Raw genomic sequence first — 18,491 nt, forward strand, 5'->3', positions numbered from 1 at the left:
TCAACCACGTACCAGCAGCGGGTCTTCAGCGAGCACCAACGGTACGGCGAAGGGGGAGTATCCGAATTGACGGATAAGCAGGCGCCGGTTGTCCTGGACCTTGTCGCGGCCGTGCAAGGCTCGGCTGTTGTTGATCAACAATGCGCTGTCAGGTTGCAGGGTAAACGTCAGCGGTTGTGCAGTGCTCAGTGCTTTTTGAAAGGCGTTGAAAGCGCGCGCCGCAGCGCTGCAGGCACGTTCATTCAGACTGAAGCGATAGCTGTTGTATCGAACAGAGAAACCACCATTGGGCTCGAACTGCAGCATTGAAACTGCTTTGCCAGCACTGCCCTGTCCCTGAGCGAAGCAGTCACTGCGTGTGAAGTCGAAAGACTTTGAAGTCAGCGCAAGTGTGTCCAGGCTACTCAAGCGTTCGATGATTTCCCGGAGTGGGAAGACATTCGTAGGTTCATTGGCGGGGTTCCAGCGCGCAGTGAGAATCAGTGCTGAGGGCGCAGGGGAGTGAGCGTTGCTGGCGTTTGTTGAGCAGTTGTAAGGTGCTTCAGTGTGTGGCCCTAAGCGCAAGCCCGCATGCGAGCTGGTTTCAACCTCCAGGCAGGGATCTTCGTCGGGTCGCGGGACGCGGCCACCGCCCTTGAAGTTGCCGACCAGGCGGACCTGTTTGCCATTGTTGTCGATATCGAAGGCGAAACTGCGGTGGCGTACGAGCTCCAGCAGGAGTTGATTGCGCGAGGCAAGGTATTGGCAGCGAGGGCTTTGCGCCAGGGCGGTAATGTCGGGTAGGTATTCTGGTATTGACTCGTTGGCACAGTGCATCTGCCTGTACATCAAGGCAGATAGATGGCCTTCACTGAAGCGCTGTAGGAGCGCACGCTGTTCTTCACTCAAGGCTTTTTCGAGTTGATCGGCGAATATACGAGCCTGAAGTGCTACTCCTTTAGCCTCCGGTCCACCCAAATCAGCAAGGGTTTGGCTTGCAAAGGCTATGGCCTGGCTTTGCTCTGGGTAGAAATCCAGATAGGCAGCTTCCGAATGAGGCATCGAACGTTCCTTGTCGTTTTTGTGTGAAACTCCCTGGCTGGCAAGTGGGGAGTCGACTATTCAATGCAGTTATGCCGTGACGTGGTAGTCAGCCCATTCCTCGTGTGTCGTAGGAAATTTCTGTCTGTAGCGGTATTGAGCGGTGAAACTGTGGAATCACGCCCTGTGGCATCGAACGGGGCCGGTGTTGGACTTCCCGGGCAGGAAACCGCAAAATGACTCTTTTTTCTCATCAACCTCTCCGGATCTGCTGACTCTATGCGTATGCGCCTAATGCTGTTGGGTGGTGGCAATGCCCTCGGGCAAGCGCTGATTCGTCTTGGGGCCGAGGAGGACATCGCATTCCTGGCACCGCGCCCGCCCGAGAACGGCTGGGCGCCCTCAAGCCTCACTCAGCTGCTCGATGACCATCGCCCCGACGCGCTGGTCAACCTGGCCTATTACTTCGACTGGTTCCAGGCCGAGTCGGTCAGCGAGCAGCGCCTGGCTCAACAGGAGCGGGCGGTGGAGCGGTTGGCAGAGCTGTGCCAGCACCATCAGATCACCTTGGTGCAGCCCTCCAGCTACCGTGTGTTCGATGGTTCGCGGGCCACGGCCTATAGCGAAAAGGACGAGCCAGTGCCGCTGGGCTTGCGTGGCCAGGCCCTATGGCGCATCGAGCAGAGCGTGCGTGCGGCCTGCCCGCAGCATGTGTTGCTGCGCTTTGGCTGGTTGCTGGACGAGAGCATCGATGGCGCGTTGGGCCGCTTCCTGACCCGTGCCGAGCAACCACAGGAACTGCTGCTGGCCGATGATCGACGTGGCAACCCGACGCCGGTTGATGATGCCGCCCGAGTGATCCTGTCGGTGCTCAAGCAACTGGATTGCAATGCGCCGCTGTGGGGCACCTACCATTACGCCGGCAATGAGGCGACCACGCCGCTGGCGCTGGGCCAGGCGATCCTCGCCGAGGCCGGTCAATACCGCCAGCTGGCCGTTCAGGCCCCCACGCCGCAGGCCCATGCCGCGCGCCCGGATGCCAGCGAAGAGCCACAGCACGCGGTACTGGCCTGCAAGAAAATCCTTCATACCTTCGGTATCAAGCCGCGTGCCTGGCGCGCTGGTTTGCCACCTCTACTGGACCGGTTCTACCGCCATGGCTGACGCCCCCATCCTGATCACCGGCGGTGCCGGCTTCATTGGCTCCCACCTGTGCGATGCGTTGTTGGACAAAGGCTACGCCGTACGCATTCTCGACGACTTCTCCACCGGCCGGCGAAGCAATCTGCAGGTCGACCACCCACGGCTGGAACTGATCGAAGGTGATGTTGCCGATGCAGGGCTGGTCACTCAGGCTGCGGCTGGCTGCCGTGCTGTGGTGCATCTGGCGGCGGTAGCGTCGGTTCAGGCCTCGGTCGAAGACCCGGTGCGTACCCACCAGAGTAACTTCATCGGTACCCTCAACGTTTGCGAAGCCATGCGCGTGCATGGCGTGCGCCGGGTGCTCTTCGCCTCCAGCGCAGCGGTGTACGGCAACAATGGTGAAGGGGAGTCGATTTCCGAAGACACGCCCAAGGCGCCGTTGACCCCTTATGCCGTGGACAAGCTGGCCAGTGAGCAGTACCTGGACTTCTACCGTCGCCAGCATGGTCTGGAGCCGGTGGTGTTTCGCTTCTTCAATATCTTCGGGCCACGGCAGGACCCTTCCTCACCGTATTCCGGGGTGATCAGCATCTTCTGCGAGCGCGCTGTGCAGGGCTTGCCGATTACAGTGTTCGGTGACGGCGAGCAGACCCGTGACTTCCTTTACGTGGGCGACCTGGTGCAGGTGATGGTGCAGGCACTGGAGCAGCCGCAGGTCGAGGAGGGGGCGGTGAATATCGGGCTGAACCAGGCGACCTCACTGAACCAGTTGCTGGCTGCGCTGGAGAAGGTTGTTGGGAGCTTGCCAGCGATCAGCTATGCGGCGGCGCGATCGGGTGATATCCGCCATTCGCGAGCGGATAACCAGCGGTTGTTGGCGCGGTTCAAATTTGCGCAGGTAACGCCGATGGTTGAAGGCCTGACAAAGCTTCTCGGTAAAGGCTGAGCCCCGCGGGGCTGCTCAGCAGCCCTGACATCACCCATGCCGCACCCTTCTGCGCTGGCAATCTTCGGGATGTAAGACCCGCCCATCCTGGCCACGGACCTGCAATATTTCAAGCGCCTGCCCCGTCACGCCGTCCACCAGTTCCGAACGCGCTTCTCCCGCCTCGAACAGAAACCGCTCCCCCCACTGCCTCAAACCAACCACCACTGGAAACACCGACCGCCCTTTGTCGGTCAGCACATATTCTTTATAGGCACTGCCATCCGACGCCGGCTGTGTCATCAGCAACCCACTTTCCACCAACAGCTTTAGCCGCGAGGTGAGGATGTTCTTCGCCAGCCCCAGGTTCTTCTGAAATTCACTGAAACGCCGTAGGCCGTCAAAGGCATCGCGCAGGATCATCAGCGCCCAACGGTCACCCAGCACCTCCAGAGCGCGGGCCACGGGGCACTGCGCATTGTTTTCATCGAGCATGGGGCAAGCCTGTCTTGATTACCTGGTTGCAGATTAAAACCACATTTGCTAAATAGCCAGCATGTGGTTTCAAATTGAAACCAGATTCCAGAGGTTTTGCCCGATGACACCTTCGCTGACACGCTGGATAACCCTGTTGCTTGCCACCACCAGTGCGATGGCTGTGGCGACGGTGTACTTCGCTCAACCGCTGCTTGAGTCGATGGCTGCTGAGTTGGGGGTGGCGCAGCAGCAGATTGGCTGGGTCGTTGGCGCGACCCAGGGGGGTTACGCCCTGGGGCTGCTACTGATTGTGCCGCTCGGGGACTTGGTCGACCGTAAACGTCTGTTGCTTGGCCAGTTGCTGTTCTCGGCGCTTGCGCTGGTCGGCGTTGGCATGGCGCCGAACTGGGCAATATTGCTGCTGGCTCTGGCTATCGCCGGGTTGATGGCAGTCATGGTGCAGGTGATGGTGGCTCATGCCGCGAGCCTGGCCTCACCTGGCCAGCAAGGGCAGGCGGTAGGCACCGTCACCAGTGGTGTGGTGCTGGGTATTCTGCTGGCACGGCTGGCTTCGGGCGGGCTCGCTGACCTGGCCGGTTGGCGAAGTGTGTACCTGGTCGCCGCAGGGCTCTTGATGATGTTGGCGCTGGTGCTGTGGCGCAGTCTGCCCGGCGGGCAGCCGATGAGGAGTCGGCCGGGTTACCGGGCGCTGATCATGGCTCAGTTCAGCCTGTATCGGCACGACCGGTTGCTGCGCCAGCGCGGCGTGTTCGGTGTGTTGATCTTCGCCGCATTCAGCGTGCTGTGGAGTGCCATGGTCATGCCGCTCAGTGCTGCGCCGCTGGCGCTGAGCCATACCGAGATCGGCCTGTTTGGCCTGGCAGGTGTCGCGGGTACGCTGGCGGCTTCGCATGCCGGTCGTCTGGCCGACCTTGGAAGGGGGGAGCGTACGACCGGGGTGTCGTTGGCCCTGCTGACGCTGTCGTGGCTGCCAACAGCGTTCGTCGAGCATTCATTGCTGGCCTTCGTGCTGGGTGTGCTGATGCTGGACTTTGCCGTGCAGGCAGTGCATGTCACCAACCAGAGCCTGTTGCTGGCCGGACGTGGTGCGATGGCTAGCCGATTGATCGGCGCCTACATGTGTTGCTATTCGCTGGGCAGCGGTTTGGGGGCGGTGTTGGCGAGCTGGGTGTTTGCACACTGGGGCTGGGTTGCCGTGTGTGGGCTTGGCGTGGGCATCAGTGCCGTCGCACTGTGCTACTGGCTATGGCTGCAACGCGCGAGGGCGGCCGAGGCCGCCCTGCGATGTTCAGGTCAGAACTTGTAGCCAAGGCCGACCATGTATACCCATGGGTCGACGTCGACGTTGACCTTGGTCTTGCTGTAGCCAAGGGCGGTCGGGCCGTTGACGCTGGCCTTGGTGTCGATGTCGACGTACCAGACCGAGGCGTTTACCAGCAGGTTGTCGGTCAGCAAGTAGTCCATGCCCAGTTGGCCGGCGATACCTACCGAATCCTGCAGCTTGAGGTTGCTGAAGCCTTGTTGCTTGCGTGCGCTGCTCAAGTCTTCGTCAAAGAACAGGGTGTAGTTGATACCGACGCCAGCGTACGGCTGGAAGCGCGAATTCGGTTCCATTGGGTAGTACTGCAGCGACAGCGTCGGTGGCAGTTGCTTGATGTCTGCCAGCTTGCCGTCCAGCCCGCCGCCCAGGCCTTTTACGGCGACGGTGTGCTTGAACGGGGTCGCTGCCAGCAGCTCCAGGCCGATGTGGTCGGTGAGCATGTAGGCAAAGGTCAGGCCCAACTGGGTATCGCTGTCCAGGGTCGCCTTGGTGCCCGACACCTTGTTGCCGTCGAACTTGAGGTCGCCGCTGCTCTCGTTCGGGGCGGTGGTGATGGCGCCTGCGCGCAGGATCATGTCCCCCGCCTGATAGGCGTGGGCGGCAGGGGCGGCGAGCGCAAGGGCCACAAGCGAGGCACCCAGCAAGGACTTGTTCATGGAAGCTCCCAAAGGACGTTATTAATCGAGTGGTCCAATGGTACGGAGCTGGTTAAACGGAAAGTTTGACCCAGCTCAAAGAAGCGTCTTCACGAATTCGAAACAGTTCTCATCTCAGCTCATAAGCGTAGATTTTCTCGGCTTCCATCTGGTAGCCGGCGTCGGCCAACTCGCTGCTGGAAGCTCTAACCTGCATCTTTCCCTCGATCCAGTAGGGCTGGTAGAGGTCTTCGACGCGCACGCCCATCTCGCTGAAAATGTGCACGATCTGGTTCGGCGGTGGCGGCGGCACGTGGATGCACGCGCCATAGTAAGGGACCAGCAGGAATTCGGTGGTGCGGCCTTCTTCGCTGACCTCCAGTGGCACGATGTAGCCGGGTAGTTTGACCTGTTGGCCGTCGAGGCTTTTTACCACTGGCGCGTCGGGCGCCTGTTGGCGCGCAGGTGGGGCGGATTCGGCAGACAGGGCGTTGCTGAGCTGTGACATGTCGTGCAGCGGGGTGAGTTGCGGCGGGATGACCGGGGCGCCTTCGGGGATCAGGGCGGGCCAGTCCAGCTCCTTGGGTTCGGCGGCCCATATAGGCATCGCTACCAGCAACAACAAGGCCAGCAGCATGTGCATTGCCGGCCTCTTCGCGGGCATGCCCGCTCCCACAGGTACTGCACACGCTCCGAAGCCTGCGGGGCTCCCTGTGGGAGCGGGCGTGCCCGCGAAGCAGGCGGTGAGGTGTTTGATCATTACGCGCACTCAGAGGTGTATGGACAGGCCGTCGGCCAGCGATTGCCGGTAAGCCCGCCACGCCGGCACGCTGCCCATCAGCAACGCGGCCCCCAGGATGATAGCCAGCAAGGTCCATTCATGGGTACTCGGCATAGCCAGTGGCAAGTCCAAACCATAGTTGGCCTGCACATAACCCTGCGCCAGGGCGATACCCGCATATAGCAAGCCAAGCCCGGCCACGATCCCGACCGAGGCCAGTGACAGTGCTTCCAGTACCAGCAACCCCGCAATATGCCAAGGCCGGGCCCCGACCGAACGCAGTATCGCCATCTCTCGGCGGCGTTCGTTGAGGCTGGTGAGAATCGCCGTGAGCATGCCGATCAAACCGGTCAGCACCACGAACAGTGACACCACGAACAATGCCTGTTCTGCAGTGCCCATCAGGCTCCACAGCTCCTGCAGGGCGACCCCTGGCAGGATCGCCAGCAGCGGCTCGCTGCGGTACTCGTTGATCTCTCGCTGCAAACTGAAGGTTGCGATCTTGCTGTTAAGGCCAAGCATGAACGCAGTGATGGCGGCAGGTTGCAGGTCCATGGTGCGGGCCTGCTCGGCGCTGATGCGGCCGGCGCCACGGGCGGGTACGCCGTTGTGCCAGTCGATATGGATCGCTTCCATGCCGCCCAGGCTGATATGCAGGGTGCGGTCGACGGGTGTGCCGGTGCGCTTGAGTACGCCGACCACGGTAAACGGCTTGTCGTCGTGCTTGACCAGGCTGATTGCGGCCACACCGTGGGCCAGCACCAGCTTGTCACCCAGCTTGTAGTGCAATGCCTCGGCCACTTCGGCGCCGAGCACCACTTCGAACGGGTCGTTGGCGAACGTACGCCCCTGGCTCAGTTCCAGGTGCTGGCGGCGGCCGTACTGGTAATGGCTGAAGTAATCCGTGGTGGTACCCATCACTCTGTAACCGCGGTGCGAGTCGCCCAGCGAGATCGGGATTGCCCACTTCACCCGTGTGTCCTGCGCATAGTGCTGAAAGCTGTCCCAGCGGATGTTGTTGGTCGCGTTGCCAATGCGGAACACCGAGTACAGCAGCAGGTTCACCGAGCCGGAGCGTGCACCGACAATCAGGTCGGTGCCGCTGATGGTGCTGGCGAAGCTGGCACGGGCTTCGGTACGGACCCGCTCGACAGCCAGCAGCAGGCACACCGACAGGGCAATGGCAAAGGCGGTCAGAAACGCCGTGAAGCGGCGGTTGGCCAGGCTGGCCAAGGCAAGGCGGAGCAGGTACATCAGGCCTCCTGGGGCTTGGCGGCGCGGTTCAGTTCGGCAAGCGACAGGTGGCGGTCGAACAGCGGTGCCAGGCTCTGGTCGTGGCTGACGAACAACAAGCTGGCACCGGCGGCACGGCACTCATCGAACAGCAGGCGGATGAACGCTTCGCGGGTGTCTGCATCCAGTGCCGAGGTCGGTTCGTCGGCAATCACCAGCTCAGGCTGGCCGATCAGTGCGCGGGCGGCGGCGACCCGTTGCTGTTGGCCGATCGACAGGCTGTCGGCGCGGCGGGCGAGCATGGCAGGGTCGCCCAGGCCCAGGTGGGTCAGCAGCGTGCTGGCCGCCTGGTCAACACTGCCATGGCGCTGCTCGGCGCGGGCCTTGCGGCTGCGCGAGAAGCGGCAGGGCAGCTCGACGTTTTCACGTACCGAGAGGAACGGCAGCAGGTTGAACTGCTGGAAGATATACCCGGTGTGATCGACCCGAAAGCGGTCGCGGGCGCCCTGGCTCAGGCTGCCAAGGTCCTGACCGAGCAACTGGATGCGGCCCTGGACCGGCACGTTCACCCCACCCAGCAGGCCCAGCAAGGTCGTCTTGCCACTGCCGCTGGGGCCCTTGAGAAACAGCGCTTCACCAGCGTCCAGGCGTAATGCCGGAATATCCAGCAGCGGCGGGTGACCTGGCCAGGCGAACATCAGGTCATGCAGATCGATCAACGGCTGGTTCATTCAGAAGGCGACCGCTGCCTTGGCCGGCGTGGTTTCCACGCCTTTCTGGCCATTGGGGCCGATCAGTTGCACGTTGATTTTCTGGGTGGCGGGGAAGGCCTTGAACAGCGGCGCCAGGTCCAGCTCTGTCAGTTTGTCGGGGTTGGCGCAAGTCAGCTGATAATGGGCGCCGATGTCGCTGTGCTGATGGCCGTGCTCGTGCTCGTCACCCTCGTCGTCGGCCTTGGAGGCGTCACCGAAGAGAGGGCTTTCCAGTGCCTGCTGGTCTTCCTTGCAGCCTGCGGCGGCGGAAAGGCCGAACAGCTTCAGTGGTTGTTCAAGTTGCTGGCGCACGGCGGCGACTTTGGCTTTGTCGGCATCGCTGCTGGCGGCATGCTCGAAGCCGACCAGGTTCATTGCCGGGCTGTCCAGTTCCAGTTCCAAGGTATTGCCATCGAGTACTGCGTTGAGCTTGGCTACGCCATGCTCGTGGGCGCCGAGGGAGCCGTGGGTGTGGTCATGATCATGGTCATCGTGAGCATGGGCCACGGCCAGTGGCAGCAAAGCGAAGGGCAGGGCGAGCAGCAGGCGACGCATGGACGACTCCGGAGCGGGCTGAAAGATAGAGTTATGTTATAACAGCTTCTTGGCGTGCCGCCAGCCTGTGTGGCGCATGTTTCATGTTGCGGTAGCATGGCTGCATTGATTTGGGCTCAAGGAATGCATCATGAGAATTCGTGGACAGATTGGTGATTGGCCGGTGGACCTGACCATCGAGCTGACGCCTGAAGAGTGGGCGCAACTGGGGCGGCAGACCGAGGTGCCGATGGTAGCCCAGGCGGCCGCGACAGCTGCGGTGGTCGCGCCGCGCCAAGATGACGGTCAGTGGGCTGCGGCGCGTGATGTGTTGCGTCTGGCAGGACAGATGAGCGGGCCGGAATTGCTGGACCGGCTGGAAGGGTTGGCGGGGAGTACGGCGGCGGGTAAACGGTTGCTGGTGCGCTTGCGGCACAGCAGTGAGGTAAAGGTAGAAAGTGGCGTGGATGCGCCGATGTATCACTGGGTGGGGTGAGTGCTGTTTTCGCTGTTGGAGCCAAGCCTGCGCGCTCGCCTGTAGGAGCGGGTTTACACGCGAACACCGGCAGAGCCGGTGCCAGCCACTGCGTTGGCTTCTTCGCGGGCATGCCCGCTCTCAAATTCTGAAAAGCCTGCGCGCTCGCCTGTAGGAGCGGGCTTACCCGCGAACACCGGCAGAGCCGGTGCCTCCACTGCGCTGGTTCCTCGCGGGCATGCCCGCTCTCACAGGTCCAGCGCAGGCTTCAAGGTCACTCAGAACATCGCCGCCGACAGCTTGCGACGATAAACACCAACCAGCGGGTGATCGCCACCCAGCAATTCGAACACCTGCAACAGCGCCTTCTGCGGCAGCCCGTTCTCGTAGCCACGGTTACGCTGGAACAGCTTCAGCAGCCCGTCCAGCGCCGCCTCATACTGCTGGCGCGCCAGTTGCTGAATGCTCAGCTGATAAGCCGCCTCGTCGTCTTGCGGGTTCTGCGCCAGACGGCTTTTAAGGTCTGCCACTTCCGGCAGGCTGGCAGCCTGGCGCAGGAAGGTCAGCTGGGCCTTGGCACCGGCCAGTGCAGCTTTGTGTTCGTCAGTCTTGACCGCATCCAGCACCACTTGCGCTTCGCCCAGCTCGCCACGCTCGGCCAGGCAGCGGGCATACAGGATCAGCGCCTCGACATTGCTGTTGTCCTCACCCAGCAGCGCCTGCAACAGCGCTTCGGTTTCGGCAAAACGGCTTTCGGCAAACAGCGCCTTTGCCTGCTCCAGTGGCGAGGCGGTGGGCGCGGCTGGCAGTTGTACATGCGGCTCGAGCATGGCGCGGATCGCCGACTCCGGTTGCGCCCCGGCAAAACCGTCCACCGGCTGACCGTCCTTGAACAGCACCACTGTCGGCAGGCTACGGATGCCGAACTGGGCAACCACCTGTTGCTCCACGTCGCAGTTGATCTTGGCCAGCAGCAGTTCGCCCTGGTAACCCTCGGCAATCTTTGCCAGCAATGGCATCAGCGCCTTGCACGGCGCGCACCACTCGGCCCAGAAGTCCACCAGCACTGGCTTGTGGAAGGAGTTCTCGATCACCAGTTGCTGGAAGTTGGTATCGGTGGCGTCGAAAATGTAAGGCGTGTCTTGGGTCATCGCGACTCTCGCAAACTCGTGTATGGCACCACTATAAGGTGTCGCGGCTGGCGTGGTACAGGCTGACCCGGCGGAATTCGTGTGGCTCGGCCAGGTCCGGCAGGGTCAGTGCTTCGAGCACGCCCAATTGCTGGTACAACGGGTGGTGAAAGTCACGTACCCGCGAGTCGGCCACCAAGGCCTGTCGACCGCGGCTCAGGAAGGCATCCAGCAGCGGCAGGTTGGCGCGGTCGTACAGCACATCGGCAACCAGGATCAGGTCGAAGCGGTCTTCCTCGGCAAAAAAATCGCTGCTGTAGCGTAATGTCACCCCGTTCAGTGCTGCATTCGCACGGCAGGCATCGAGGGCCAGCGGGTCGAGGTCGCAGGCCACCACTTCCCGTGCACCGGCGCGTGCAGCAGCAATGCCGGCGATACCAGAGCCGGCGCCAAAGTCCAGCACGCGCTTGCCCGCCACCCACTCCGGGCGTTCGGCCAGGTAGCGGGCCATTGCCAGCCCGCTGGCCCAGCAGAAGCTCCAATAGGGAGGTTCTTCAAGAATGCGCCGGGTTTCTTCGCTGCTGAAGGCGCGATCCATGTTCTGGTCGTCGATCAGCCATAGCTTCAGGTCACAGTCGGGCAGTTCGCTGACGATCAGGCGTGCTTCGCCGATCAGGCCGCTGAGGGCCTGTTGCAGGGCCAGCGGCATCACTTAAGGCGCCTTCTCGAAACGCAGCGGGCCGGTGGCCTGGGTTTGTGCTTGGGTAATGCGCACCGGGGGCAGGTGCATGATCAGCTGGCCGGAGTTGCTGGCGCGGCCACGCAGTTCGACCCGGGCACCGGGCGGGAAGGCTTCGGGGTTGAAGCGCAGGTGGTAGGGCAGTGCCTGGCCGGTACCGGTCAGATTACTGCTGGCCAGCAGGCGCTGTGGGCGGTCGCGTTCGTCGATCACCAGCAAGGCCAGTTCCACCTCGGCACCCGCCGGAATTTCCAGCAAGGTGCCGCTCAGCTCGCGCTGGTAGGCCGGCAGCGGGCCCAGCACTTCGGCCTTGGCCGAAGGGGCTGGCGCGGGCACTGGGTTGTCGGTCTTTGGCCTGTCGCTGCCGCAGGCGGCAAGCAGAGCGGCGCAGCACAGCACGACGAGCGCTCGGTAGTGCATGGGGGAGTCCTTCACGGGCATATTTCCCATGGATGTTAACCCCTTTGGCTTGTCTTGCCAGTGCAATGCGCTACCATGGCCCTCCCTTTTTTTGTTGCCTGCCACCATGCACTGTCCCTTTTGCGGTGCCAACGACACCAAGGTCATCGACTCTCGCCTCGTCGCCGAGGGCGAGCAGGTGCGCCGCCGCCGTGAATGCGTGGCCTGCGGCGAGCGCTTCACCACCTTCGAAACCGCCGAGCTGGTGCTGCCCCGGCTGATCAAGCAGGACGGCACGCGCCAGCCCTTCGACGAAGAAAAGCTGCGCGCTGGTATGCAACGGGCCCTGGAAAAGCGTCCGGTCAGCGTCGAGCGCCTGGAAGCTGCGCTGGCGCACATCAAGAGCCGGCTGCGTGCCACAGGCGAGCGCGAAGTCAAATCGCTGGTGGTCGGTGAAATGGTCATGGCCGAGTTGCGCAAACTCGATGAAGTGGCCTATATCCGCTTTGCTTCGGTGTACCGGCGCTTCCAGGACCTCGACGAGTTCCGCGAAGAAATCGACCGCCTGGCCCGTGAGCCAGCTAAAGAGTGAACATGCCCAGCCAAGCTGCCATTCTCGACGCTCACTACATGGCCCGCGCGCTGGAGCTGGCGCGTAAAGGCCTGTACACCACCCACCCGAACCCGCGCGTAGGCTGCGTGATCGTGCGCGATGGCGAAGTGGTCGGTGAAGGCTGGCACGTGCGCGCCGGCGAGCCCCATGCCGAAGTGCATGCTCTGCGCCAGGCCGGTGAACTTGCCCGCGGTGCTTGTGCCTACGTCACCCTGGAACCATGCAGCCACCATGGCCGTACGCCACCGTGTGCCGAAGCACTGGTCAAGGCCGGCGTGGCGCGCGTAGTAGCCGCCATGCAGGACCCTAACCCACAAGTGGCGGGGCAGGGCCTGCGGCGCCTGGCCGAAGCCGGAATCGAAGTGGCCAGCGGAGTGCTCGAAGCCGAGGCCCGCGCCCTCAACCCAGGCTTCCTCAAGCGCATGGAGCACGGCCTGCCGTTCGTTCGCGCCAAGCTGGCCATGAGCCTGGATGGCCGCACTGCCATGGCCAGTGGTGAAAGCCAGTGGATCACCGGGCCGGCCGCGCGCTCAGCCGTGCAGCGCTTGCGCGCCCGCTCCAGCGTGGTGCTGACCAGCGCCGCCAGCGTGCTGACAGACAACGCACGCATGACCGTGCGTGGCGCCGAGCTGGGCCTGGATGCCGAAACAACCGCCCTGGCACTCAGTCGCACACCCTTGCGGGTGCTGGTCGATGGCCGCCTGCGCCTGCCACTGGCGGCGCCGTTCTTCCAGGCGGGCCCAGCGCTGGTGGTGACGGCTGTCGCAGATGACCCGCGCTATGCCGCTGCCGGCCACGAATTGCTCAGCTTGCCGGGCGACAATGGCCAGGTCGACCTGGCGGCGCTGCTTCGCGCCCTGGCTGCCCGCGGCGTCAACGAAATCCTGCTGGAAGCCGGTGCCGGCCTGGTCGGTGCCTTCGCTCGGCAAGGCCTGGTCGACGAGTACCAGCTGTTCGTCGCTGGCACCTTCCTGGGCTCTCAGGCCCGGCCACTGCTGGACTGGCCGATGGACAAGATGAGCGAAGCACCACGGCTGAAAATTACCGAAATGCGCGCAGTGGGCGATGACTGGCGGGTCACGGCCATCCCCCTGCCAGCGCCCGGCGTATAATGCCGGGCTTGCCCCGCGCAAACCGTTTTTGAGGAAGTCCCCATGTTCACCGGCATCATCGAATCCATCGGCACCATCCGCAGCCTGACTCCCAAGGGTGGTGACGTGCGCGTCTACGTAGAAACCGGCAAGCTCGACCTGGGGGACGTCAAGCTCGGCGACAGCATCGCCGTCAACGGTGTATGCCTCACGGCCGTAGAACTGCCGGGCGACGGCTTCTGGGCCGATGTCAGCGTCGAAACCCTCAAGCGCACCGCCTTCATCGACCTCAAGAGCGGCAGCAAGGTCAACCTGGAAAAAGCCCTGACCCCCACCACCCGCCTGGGCGGGCACCTGGTCAGCGGCCACGTCGACGGGGTTGGCGAAATCATTTCGCGCAGCGATAACGCCCGCGCCATCCAGTTCCGTGTGCGTGCACCGAAGGAACTGGCCAAGTACATCGCCCACAAGGGTTCGATCACCGTCGACGGCACCAGCCTGACGGTCAATGAGGTCAATGGCGCCGAGTTCGAGCTGACCATTGTCCCGCACACTCTGTCCGAAACCATCATGGCCGATTACCGTGCAGGGCGTCGGGTAAACCTTGAGGTCGACCTGCTGGCCCGTTACCTGGAGCGCTTGCTGCTGGGTGACAAGGCCGCCGAACCGAGCAAGGGCAGTGGCATTACCGAAAGCTTCCTGGCCGCCAATGGCTTCTTGAAATCCTGATTGAGAAGGGGGTGCCGCGTGGCGCTCAACAGCATCGAAGAACTGGTCGAAGACATCCGCCAGGGCAAAATGGTCATCCTGATGGATGACGAAGACCGCGAGAACGAAGGCGACATCATCATGGCGGCCGAATGCTGCCAGCCGGAGCACATCAACTTCATGGCCAAGCATGCCCGTGGCCTGATCTGCATGCCGATGACCCGCGAGCGTTGCGAAACGCTGAAGCTGCCGTTGATGGCACCGCGCAACGGCTCGGGCTTCGGCACCAAGTTCACCGTGTCGATCGAGGCCGCCGAGGGCGTCACCACCGGTATTTCCGCCGCCGACCGCGCCCGCACTGTGCAGGCTGCTGCTGCCAAGGACGCCAAGGCCGAAGACATTGTCAGCCCTGGTCACATCTTCCCGCTGATGGCCCAGCCAGGCGGTACGCTGGCGCGTGCCGGCCACACCGAAGCCGCCTGTGACCTGGCGCGCATGGCCGGTTTCGAGCCAAGCGGCGTGATCTGCGAAGTGATGAACGACGACGGCACCATGTCGCGCCGCGCCGAACTGGAAGTGTTCGCCGCCGAGCACGGCCTGAAGATCGGCACCATCGCCGACCTGATCCACTACCGCATGATCCACGAGCGCACCGTGCAGCGTGTTTCCGAGCAATCGGTGGAGAGCGAGCTGGGTGAGTTCAACCTGGTCACCTACCGTGACGCGGTCGAAGGCGACGTGCACATGGCCTTGACCCTGGGCAAGATCTGCGCCGAAGAGCCGACCTTGGTACGGGTACACAATATGGACCCACTGCGTGACCTGCTGCTGGTCAAGCAGCCAGGCCGCTGGAGCTTGCGCGCGGCCATGGCCGCAGTGGCCGAAGCCGGCAGTGGCGTGGTGCTGCTGCTGGGGCACCCGCTGGACGGCGACGTGCTGCTGGCGCACATCCGCGAAAGCGCGGGCGATGCACCGGCCAAGGCACCGACTACCTACAGCACCGTGGGGGCCGGTTCGCAGATCCTGCGCGACCTCGGTGTGCGCAAGATGCGCCTGATGAGTTCGCCGATGAAGTTCAACGCGATATCCGGATTCGATCTGGAAGTTGTAGAATACGTGCCCTCCGAGTGACTTGAGGCGGCATTGACGCCCTCTGCTCGAGTCCAGACCCCTGTCGAGGCCGCTTGTATGCGGCCTCGCTCTTGAAGATGAGAATATCGGAATGACCCTGAAGACCATCGAAGGTACCTTCATCGCCCCCAAAGGTCGCTATGCTTTGGTGGTTGGCCGCTTCAACAGCTTCGTTGTCGAAAGCCTGGTAAGCGGTGCCGTTGATGCCCTGGTACGCCACGGTGTCAGCGAAAGCGACATCACCATCATCCGTGCCCCGGGTGCATTCGAGATCCCGCTGGTGGCACAGAAGGTCGCCCAGCAAGGCGCCTACGACGCGATCATCGCCCTGGGCGCCGTGATTCGTGGCGGTACCCCGCACTTCGAATACGTGGCGGGCGAGTGCACCAAGGGCCTGGCCCAGGTGTCCATGGAGTTCGGTGTTCCGGTGGCCTTCGGCGTACTGACCGTCGACTCCATCGAGCAAGCCATCGAGCGTTCTGGCACCAAAGCCGGCAACAAAGGTGCTGAAGCTGCCCTGTCCGCACTGGAAATGGTCAGCCTGCTGGCGCAGTTGGAGGCCAAGTGATTAGCGACGAAAGCGATCGTTTCAACCCGCGCGATCCAAAACCTGCGGATGCCGGCAAGCCCTCCAAGAGCGCCAAGCGCCGCGAAGCCCGCAAGCTCGCGACCCAGGCCCTCTACCAGTGGCACATGGCCCAGCATTCGCTGAACGAGATCGAAGCGCAGTTCCGGGTGGATAACGATTTCACCGATGTCGACGGTGCCTATTTCCGCGAGATCCTGCATGGGGTCCCGGCAATCAAGGGCGAAATCGACAAAGCGCTGGTGCCTTGCATGACCATCGCACTGGAAGAGCTCGACCCGGTCGAGCTGGCCGTGCTGCGTCTGTCCACCTGGGAACTGATCAAACGCGTCGACGTGCCGTACCGCGTCGTGATCAACGAAGGCGTGGAGCTGGCCAAGGTCTTCGGTGCCACTGACGGCCACAAGTTCGTCAACGGCGTGCTCGACAAGCTAGCCCCGGCGCTGCGTGAAGCAGAAGTCAAGGCGAACAAGCGCTGATCCTGGCGCTGCCTGGTCATGGGTGAGTTCGAGCTGATCAACCATTACTTCGCCGCTGCGCCCTGTGCGCAGGGTGGCGAGGGCGTGGCGCTGGGTATCGGCGACGACTGTGCCCTGCTGGACCTTCCCCCCGGTGAGCAACTGGCGGTGTCGACCGACACCCTGGTCGCCGGGGTGCACTTTCCTGCTGTTTGCGATCCGTTGCTGCTTGGCCAGCGATCGTTGGCTGTGGCGGCCAGTGACCTGGCAGCCATGGGCGCGACTGCAATCGGCTTTACCCTCGCACTGACCCTCCCTGACGTTGGCCCTGACTGGCTGGCGGCCTATGCCGACGGCCTTGGTCGCATGGCCCACCGTTGCCGCATGAGCCTGATCGGTGGTGACACGACGCGCGGCCCCTTGAGTATCACTGTCACCGTGTTCGGCCGCGTGCCGGCTGGCCAGGCCTTGCGCCGCAGCGGTGCAAGGCCGGGTGACCTGTTGTGTGTCGGCGGTTCGCTGGGCAAGGCCGCCGGTGCCTTGCCCTTGGTGCTGGGCGAGCGCGAGGCGCCTGCCGCGCAGGCCGAGCCGCTGCTGGCCCATTACTGGTCACCGATGCCGCAGCTCACCCTCGGTGCCCTGCTGCGTGGCCGGGCCACGGCGGCGCTGGACATCTCCGACGGGCTGCTCGCCGACTGTGGGCATATTGCCAAGGCATCCGGTGTCGCGTTGGAGGTGAACCTGGCGCAAGTGCCAGTGTCTCCTGCTCTGGAGGCCTTCCTCGGCCGTGAAGCAGCCGTGCAGGCGGCGCTTACCGGTGGCGACGATTACGTACTGGCCTTCACCTTGCCACCCGAGGCGCTGGCGCCCTTGGCAGCCTTCGATTTTATCGAAGTGCATACCGTCGGTCGTGTGCTCGAAGGGCAAGGCGTGACCTTGCGCGACGCGCAGGGCCAGGACATAACCCCCGTCCAGCGGGGCTATCAACACTTTAGGGAGAGACCGTGACCGATCACCCCAACCAGGTGCCTGCGGAGTTCGTTCCGCCTTCGGTCTGGCGCAACCCGTGGCACTTCATCGCTTTTGGCTTCGGTTCTGGCACCTTGCCCAAGGCGCCAGGTACCTGGGGCTCGCTGGTGGCCATACCGTTTATCCCGCTTTGGCAGATGTTGCCCGACTGGGGATACTGGCTGTTGCTCGGCGTGAGCATGCTGTTTGGCTTCTGGTTGTGCGGCAAAGTTGCCAATGACTTGCGTGTACACGACCATGAAGGCATTGTCTGGGACGAGATTGTCGGCATGTGGATCACCCTCTGGCTGGTGCCGGAGGGCTGGCAGTGGCTGTTGGCAGGGTTCCTGATGTTCCGCTTCTTCGACATCCTCAAGCCGTGGCCGATCCGCTGGATCGATCGTCATGTGCACGGGGGCGTCGGCATCATGCTCGACGATATCCTGGCCGGCGTGTTTGCCTGGCTGGGCATGCAGGTTCTGGTGTGGGCGGTTGCCTGAAACAGGGAGTGCGTGAATGGCCGTAAGGACTGTACTGCTGGCAATGCTGCTGAGTATTGCCCCGTGGGTAACGGCTGCCGAGGGTATCCCGAAACAGATCCATCTGGTTAGCGAGGAGTGGCTCGACTACACCAATGCCGACGGTACCGGGGTGGCCTGGGATGTGCTGCGCAAAGTGTTCGAGCCGGCCGGCGTCGAGGTGGTTACCCAGAGTGCGCCCTACAGCCGGGCGGTTGGCCTGGTCAAGCGCGGCGAGGCTGATGCCTGGGTTGGCTCGTACAAGGAAGAGAACGACGACAACCTGTACCCGCGCTGGCACTTCGACATGGACCACATTTATGCCCTGGGGCTGGCCAGCAAACCTGCGCCTACCCTGGATACCATCGGCAAGTACCGGTTGGCTTGGGTGCGTGGTTATGATTACGGCAGCTACTTGCCCAATGTGCACGAATTCCGCGAAATCCAGCGTCGCGAGGGCATTTTGCCGATGCTCGAGCACGACCGGGTGGACTACTACATCGACGCACTGACCGAGGTCGACTACGTGCTAGGGCAAGCCTCCCAGCCTGAGCGCTTCCGCCGTACCCACGTGGCCGAGTTGCCGTTGTACCTGGCTTTTGCCCGTAACGACCAGGCCAAGGCCCTGTGCGACCTGTTCGACAAGCGCATGAAGGAGCTGGTGCGTAGCGGCGAACTGAAACCGATTTTCGAGCACTGGAAACAGCCCTATCCGTTCAACGCCGGTAGTCACCCGCACTGAGGCTGAATACACCAAGGTACATCGCGGCCCCCTGTGGCAGCGGGCTTGTGA

Annotated in this window: 23 protein-coding genes; 13 read left to right on the plus strand and 10 right to left on the minus strand. The window is 63.0% G+C overall.

Annotated features, from left to right (window positions below; all coding sequences use genetic code 11):
- A complete protein-coding gene (locus tag REH59_RS02490; RefSeq protein WP_014860912.1) occupies window positions 1-1,041 on the minus strand; it encodes a TauD/TfdA family dioxygenase in 1,041 nt (346 codons plus the stop codon).
- Window positions 1,042-1,299: 258 nt separating this feature from the next.
- Between REH59_RS02490 and REH59_RS02495 the strand changes: the two genes are divergently transcribed.
- Both REH59_RS02495 and REH59_RS02500 read left to right on the plus strand, forming a co-directional pair.
- On the plus strand, window positions 1,300-2,184 hold the full coding sequence (locus REH59_RS02495; protein ID WP_003255419.1) for a sugar nucleotide-binding protein: 885 nt from the start codon (window positions 1,300-1,302) through the stop codon (window positions 2,182-2,184).
- Window positions 2,177-3,109 (plus strand): NAD-dependent epimerase/dehydratase family protein, encoded by a 933-nt coding sequence (locus REH59_RS02500; protein ID WP_003255418.1) that lies wholly within the window; start codon window positions 2,177-2,179, stop codon window positions 3,107-3,109. The genes REH59_RS02495 and REH59_RS02500 overlap by 8 nt, the downstream gene beginning before the upstream one ends.
- Before the next feature lie 30 nt (window positions 3,110-3,139).
- Here REH59_RS02500 and REH59_RS02505 read toward each other — a convergent pair whose 3' ends face one another.
- Complete coding sequence (locus tag REH59_RS02505) at window positions 3,140-3,583, minus strand: winged helix-turn-helix transcriptional regulator (protein WP_010951791.1); 444 nt, start codon at window positions 3,581-3,583, stop codon at window positions 3,140-3,142.
- 103 nt (window positions 3,584-3,686) lie between these two features.
- Between REH59_RS02505 and REH59_RS02510 the strand changes: the two genes are divergently transcribed.
- Window positions 3,687-4,892 (plus strand): MFS transporter, encoded by a 1,206-nt coding sequence (locus REH59_RS02510; protein WP_014860914.1) that lies wholly within the window; start codon window positions 3,687-3,689, stop codon window positions 4,890-4,892.
- Here the strand turns inward: REH59_RS02510 and REH59_RS02515 are convergent.
- The 5 genes from REH59_RS02515 to REH59_RS02535 form a co-directional block, all read right to left on the minus strand.
- A complete protein-coding gene (locus tag REH59_RS02515; protein ID WP_003255412.1) occupies window positions 4,880-5,563 on the minus strand; it encodes an OmpW/AlkL family protein in 684 nt (227 codons plus the stop codon). The genes REH59_RS02510 and REH59_RS02515 overlap by 13 nt on opposite strands.
- A 109-nt stretch (window positions 5,564-5,672) precedes the next feature.
- Entirely contained in the window at window positions 5,673-6,185 is a 513-nt protein-coding gene (locus REH59_RS02520; protein ID WP_014860915.1) for a DUF3299 domain-containing protein, read from the minus strand.
- A 126-nt stretch (window positions 6,186-6,311) separates the two neighbouring features.
- Complete coding sequence (locus REH59_RS02525; protein ID WP_014860916.1) at window positions 6,312-7,577, minus strand: ABC transporter permease; 1,266 nt, start codon at window positions 7,575-7,577, stop codon at window positions 6,312-6,314.
- The gene (locus REH59_RS02530; RefSeq protein WP_014860917.1) at window positions 7,577-8,287 is read right to left on the minus strand and encodes an ABC transporter ATP-binding protein; all 711 of its coding nucleotides are present in this window, start codon (window positions 8,285-8,287) and stop codon (window positions 7,577-7,579) included. The genes REH59_RS02525 and REH59_RS02530 overlap by 1 nt, the downstream gene beginning before the upstream one ends.
- On the minus strand, window positions 8,288-8,863 hold the full coding sequence (locus REH59_RS02535) for a DUF2796 domain-containing protein (protein ID WP_004576907.1): 576 nt from the start codon (window positions 8,861-8,863) through the stop codon (window positions 8,288-8,290).
- 130 nt (window positions 8,864-8,993) lie between these two features.
- On the opposite strand from REH59_RS02535, the gene REH59_RS02540 reads away from it, so the two are divergent.
- On the plus strand, window positions 8,994-9,338 hold the full coding sequence (locus tag REH59_RS02540; protein WP_003255407.1) for a hypothetical protein: 345 nt from the start codon (window positions 8,994-8,996) through the stop codon (window positions 9,336-9,338).
- A 257-nt stretch (window positions 9,339-9,595) separates the two neighbouring features.
- On the opposite strand, the gene trxA is transcribed toward REH59_RS02540, so the two are convergent.
- Genes trxA through REH59_RS02555 form a run of 3 tightly spaced genes read right to left on the minus strand, consistent with a single transcriptional unit; the run spans window position 9,596 to window position 11,606 of the window.
- On the minus strand, window positions 9,596-10,468 hold the full coding sequence (gene trxA / locus REH59_RS02545; protein ID WP_014860919.1) for a thioredoxin: 873 nt from the start codon (window positions 10,466-10,468) through the stop codon (window positions 9,596-9,598).
- Between the two features lie 31 nt (window positions 10,469-10,499).
- Entirely contained in the window at window positions 10,500-11,156 is a 657-nt protein-coding gene (locus tag REH59_RS02550; RefSeq protein WP_003255405.1) for a class I SAM-dependent methyltransferase, read from the minus strand.
- 3 nt (window positions 11,157-11,159) lie between these two features.
- Window positions 11,160-11,606, minus strand: coding sequence for a YbaY family lipoprotein (locus REH59_RS02555; protein ID WP_003255404.1), 447 nt, complete (start codon window positions 11,604-11,606; stop codon window positions 11,160-11,162).
- 106 nt (window positions 11,607-11,712) lie between these two features.
- Between REH59_RS02555 and nrdR the strand changes: the two genes are divergently transcribed.
- The 9 genes from nrdR to REH59_RS02600 all read left to right on the plus strand — a co-directional run bounded on the left by nrdR (window position 11,713) and on the right by REH59_RS02600 (window position 18,440).
- A complete protein-coding gene (nrdR, locus tag REH59_RS02560; RefSeq protein ID WP_003255402.1) occupies window positions 11,713-12,177 on the plus strand; it encodes a transcriptional regulator NrdR in 465 nt (154 codons plus the stop codon).
- Between the two features lie 2 nt (window positions 12,178-12,179).
- Window positions 12,180-13,310 (plus strand): bifunctional diaminohydroxyphosphoribosylaminopyrimidine deaminase/5-amino-6-(5-phosphoribosylamino)uracil reductase RibD, encoded by a 1,131-nt coding sequence (gene ribD, locus REH59_RS02565; protein WP_014860920.1) that lies wholly within the window; start codon window positions 12,180-12,182, stop codon window positions 13,308-13,310.
- A gap of 42 nt (window positions 13,311-13,352) precedes the next feature.
- A complete protein-coding gene (locus REH59_RS02570; RefSeq protein ID WP_003255399.1) occupies window positions 13,353-14,018 on the plus strand; it encodes a riboflavin synthase in 666 nt (221 codons plus the stop codon).
- Window positions 14,019-14,036: 18 nt separating this feature from the next.
- The gene (gene ribBA, locus REH59_RS02575; RefSeq protein ID WP_003255398.1) at window positions 14,037-15,128 is read left to right on the plus strand and encodes a bifunctional 3,4-dihydroxy-2-butanone-4-phosphate synthase/GTP cyclohydrolase II; all 1,092 of its coding nucleotides are present in this window, start codon (window positions 14,037-14,039) and stop codon (window positions 15,126-15,128) included.
- A 91-nt stretch (window positions 15,129-15,219) separates the two neighbouring features.
- A complete protein-coding gene (gene ribE / locus REH59_RS02580; RefSeq protein WP_003255395.1) occupies window positions 15,220-15,696 on the plus strand; it encodes a 6,7-dimethyl-8-ribityllumazine synthase in 477 nt (158 codons plus the stop codon).
- A complete protein-coding gene (nusB, locus tag REH59_RS02585; protein WP_003255393.1) occupies window positions 15,693-16,193 on the plus strand; it encodes a transcription antitermination factor NusB in 501 nt (166 codons plus the stop codon). The genes ribE and nusB overlap by 4 nt, the downstream gene beginning before the upstream one ends.
- Window positions 16,194-16,211: 18 nt before the next feature.
- Window positions 16,212-17,180: a thiamine-phosphate kinase gene (thiL, locus tag REH59_RS02590; protein WP_011953348.1), complete on the plus strand. Its 969-nt coding sequence runs from the start codon at window positions 16,212-16,214 to the stop codon at window positions 17,178-17,180.
- A complete protein-coding gene (locus tag REH59_RS02595) occupies window positions 17,177-17,680 on the plus strand; it encodes a phosphatidylglycerophosphatase A (protein ID WP_003255391.1) in 504 nt (167 codons plus the stop codon). The genes thiL and REH59_RS02595 overlap by 4 nt, the downstream gene beginning before the upstream one ends.
- 16 nt (window positions 17,681-17,696) lie before the next feature.
- The gene (locus REH59_RS02600; protein WP_003255390.1) at window positions 17,697-18,440 is read left to right on the plus strand and encodes a substrate-binding periplasmic protein; all 744 of its coding nucleotides are present in this window, start codon (window positions 17,697-17,699) and stop codon (window positions 18,438-18,440) included.
- Window positions 18,441-18,491 lie beyond the last annotated feature (51 nt).

Source organism: Pseudomonas sp. BO3-4 (assembly GCF_034044115.1).
In the GTDB taxonomy this organism is placed as follows: Bacteria; Pseudomonadota; Gammaproteobacteria; order Pseudomonadales; family Pseudomonadaceae; genus Aquipseudomonas; species Aquipseudomonas alloputida.

Bases quoted from the DNA above. Each gene is read 5' to 3' on its own strand.
- REH59_RS02490 (WP_014860912.1), bottom strand. From the start codon at position 1,041: ATGCCTCATTCGGAAGCTGCCTATCTGGATTTCTACCCAGAGCAAAGC.
- REH59_RS02495 (WP_003255419.1), top strand. From the start codon at position 1,300: ATGCGTATGCGCCTAATGCTGTTGGGTGGTGGCAATGCCCTCGGGCAA.
- REH59_RS02500 (WP_003255418.1), top strand. From the start codon at position 2,177: ATGGCTGACGCCCCCATCCTGATCACCGGCGGTGCCGGCTTCATTGGC.
- REH59_RS02505 (WP_010951791.1), bottom strand. From the start codon at position 3,583: ATGCTCGATGAAAACAATGCGCAGTGCCCCGTGGCCCGCGCTCTGGAG.
- REH59_RS02510 (WP_014860914.1), top strand. From the start codon at position 3,687: ATGACACCTTCGCTGACACGCTGGATAACCCTGTTGCTTGCCACCACC.
- REH59_RS02515 (WP_003255412.1), bottom strand. From the start codon at position 5,563: ATGAACAAGTCCTTGCTGGGTGCCTCGCTTGTGGCCCTTGCGCTCGCC.
- REH59_RS02520 (WP_014860915.1), bottom strand. From the start codon at position 6,185: ATGCACATGCTGCTGGCCTTGTTGTTGCTGGTAGCGATGCCTATATGG.
- REH59_RS02525 (WP_014860916.1), bottom strand. From the start codon at position 7,577: ATGTACCTGCTCCGCCTTGCCTTGGCCAGCCTGGCCAACCGCCGCTTC.
- REH59_RS02530 (WP_014860917.1), bottom strand. From the start codon at position 8,287: ATGAACCAGCCGTTGATCGATCTGCATGACCTGATGTTCGCCTGGCCA.
- REH59_RS02535 (WP_004576907.1), bottom strand. From the start codon at position 8,863: ATGCGTCGCCTGCTGCTCGCCCTGCCCTTCGCTTTGCTGCCACTGGCC.
- REH59_RS02540 (WP_003255407.1), top strand. From the start codon at position 8,994: ATGAGAATTCGTGGACAGATTGGTGATTGGCCGGTGGACCTGACCATC.
- trxA (WP_014860919.1), bottom strand. From the start codon at position 10,468: ATGACCCAAGACACGCCTTACATTTTCGACGCCACCGATACCAACTTC.
- REH59_RS02550 (WP_003255405.1), bottom strand. From the start codon at position 11,156: ATGCCGCTGGCCCTGCAACAGGCCCTCAGCGGCCTGATCGGCGAAGCA.
- REH59_RS02555 (WP_003255404.1), bottom strand. From the start codon at position 11,606: ATGCACTACCGAGCGCTCGTCGTGCTGTGCTGCGCCGCTCTGCTTGCC.
- nrdR (WP_003255402.1), top strand. From the start codon at position 11,713: ATGCACTGTCCCTTTTGCGGTGCCAACGACACCAAGGTCATCGACTCT.
- ribD (WP_014860920.1), top strand. From the start codon at position 12,180: ATGCCCAGCCAAGCTGCCATTCTCGACGCTCACTACATGGCCCGCGCG.
- REH59_RS02570 (WP_003255399.1), top strand. From the start codon at position 13,353: ATGTTCACCGGCATCATCGAATCCATCGGCACCATCCGCAGCCTGACT.
- ribE (WP_003255395.1), top strand. From the start codon at position 15,220: ATGACCCTGAAGACCATCGAAGGTACCTTCATCGCCCCCAAAGGTCGC.
- thiL (WP_011953348.1), top strand. From the start codon at position 16,212: ATGGGTGAGTTCGAGCTGATCAACCATTACTTCGCCGCTGCGCCCTGT.
- REH59_RS02600 (WP_003255390.1), top strand. From the start codon at position 17,697: ATGGCCGTAAGGACTGTACTGCTGGCAATGCTGCTGAGTATTGCCCCG.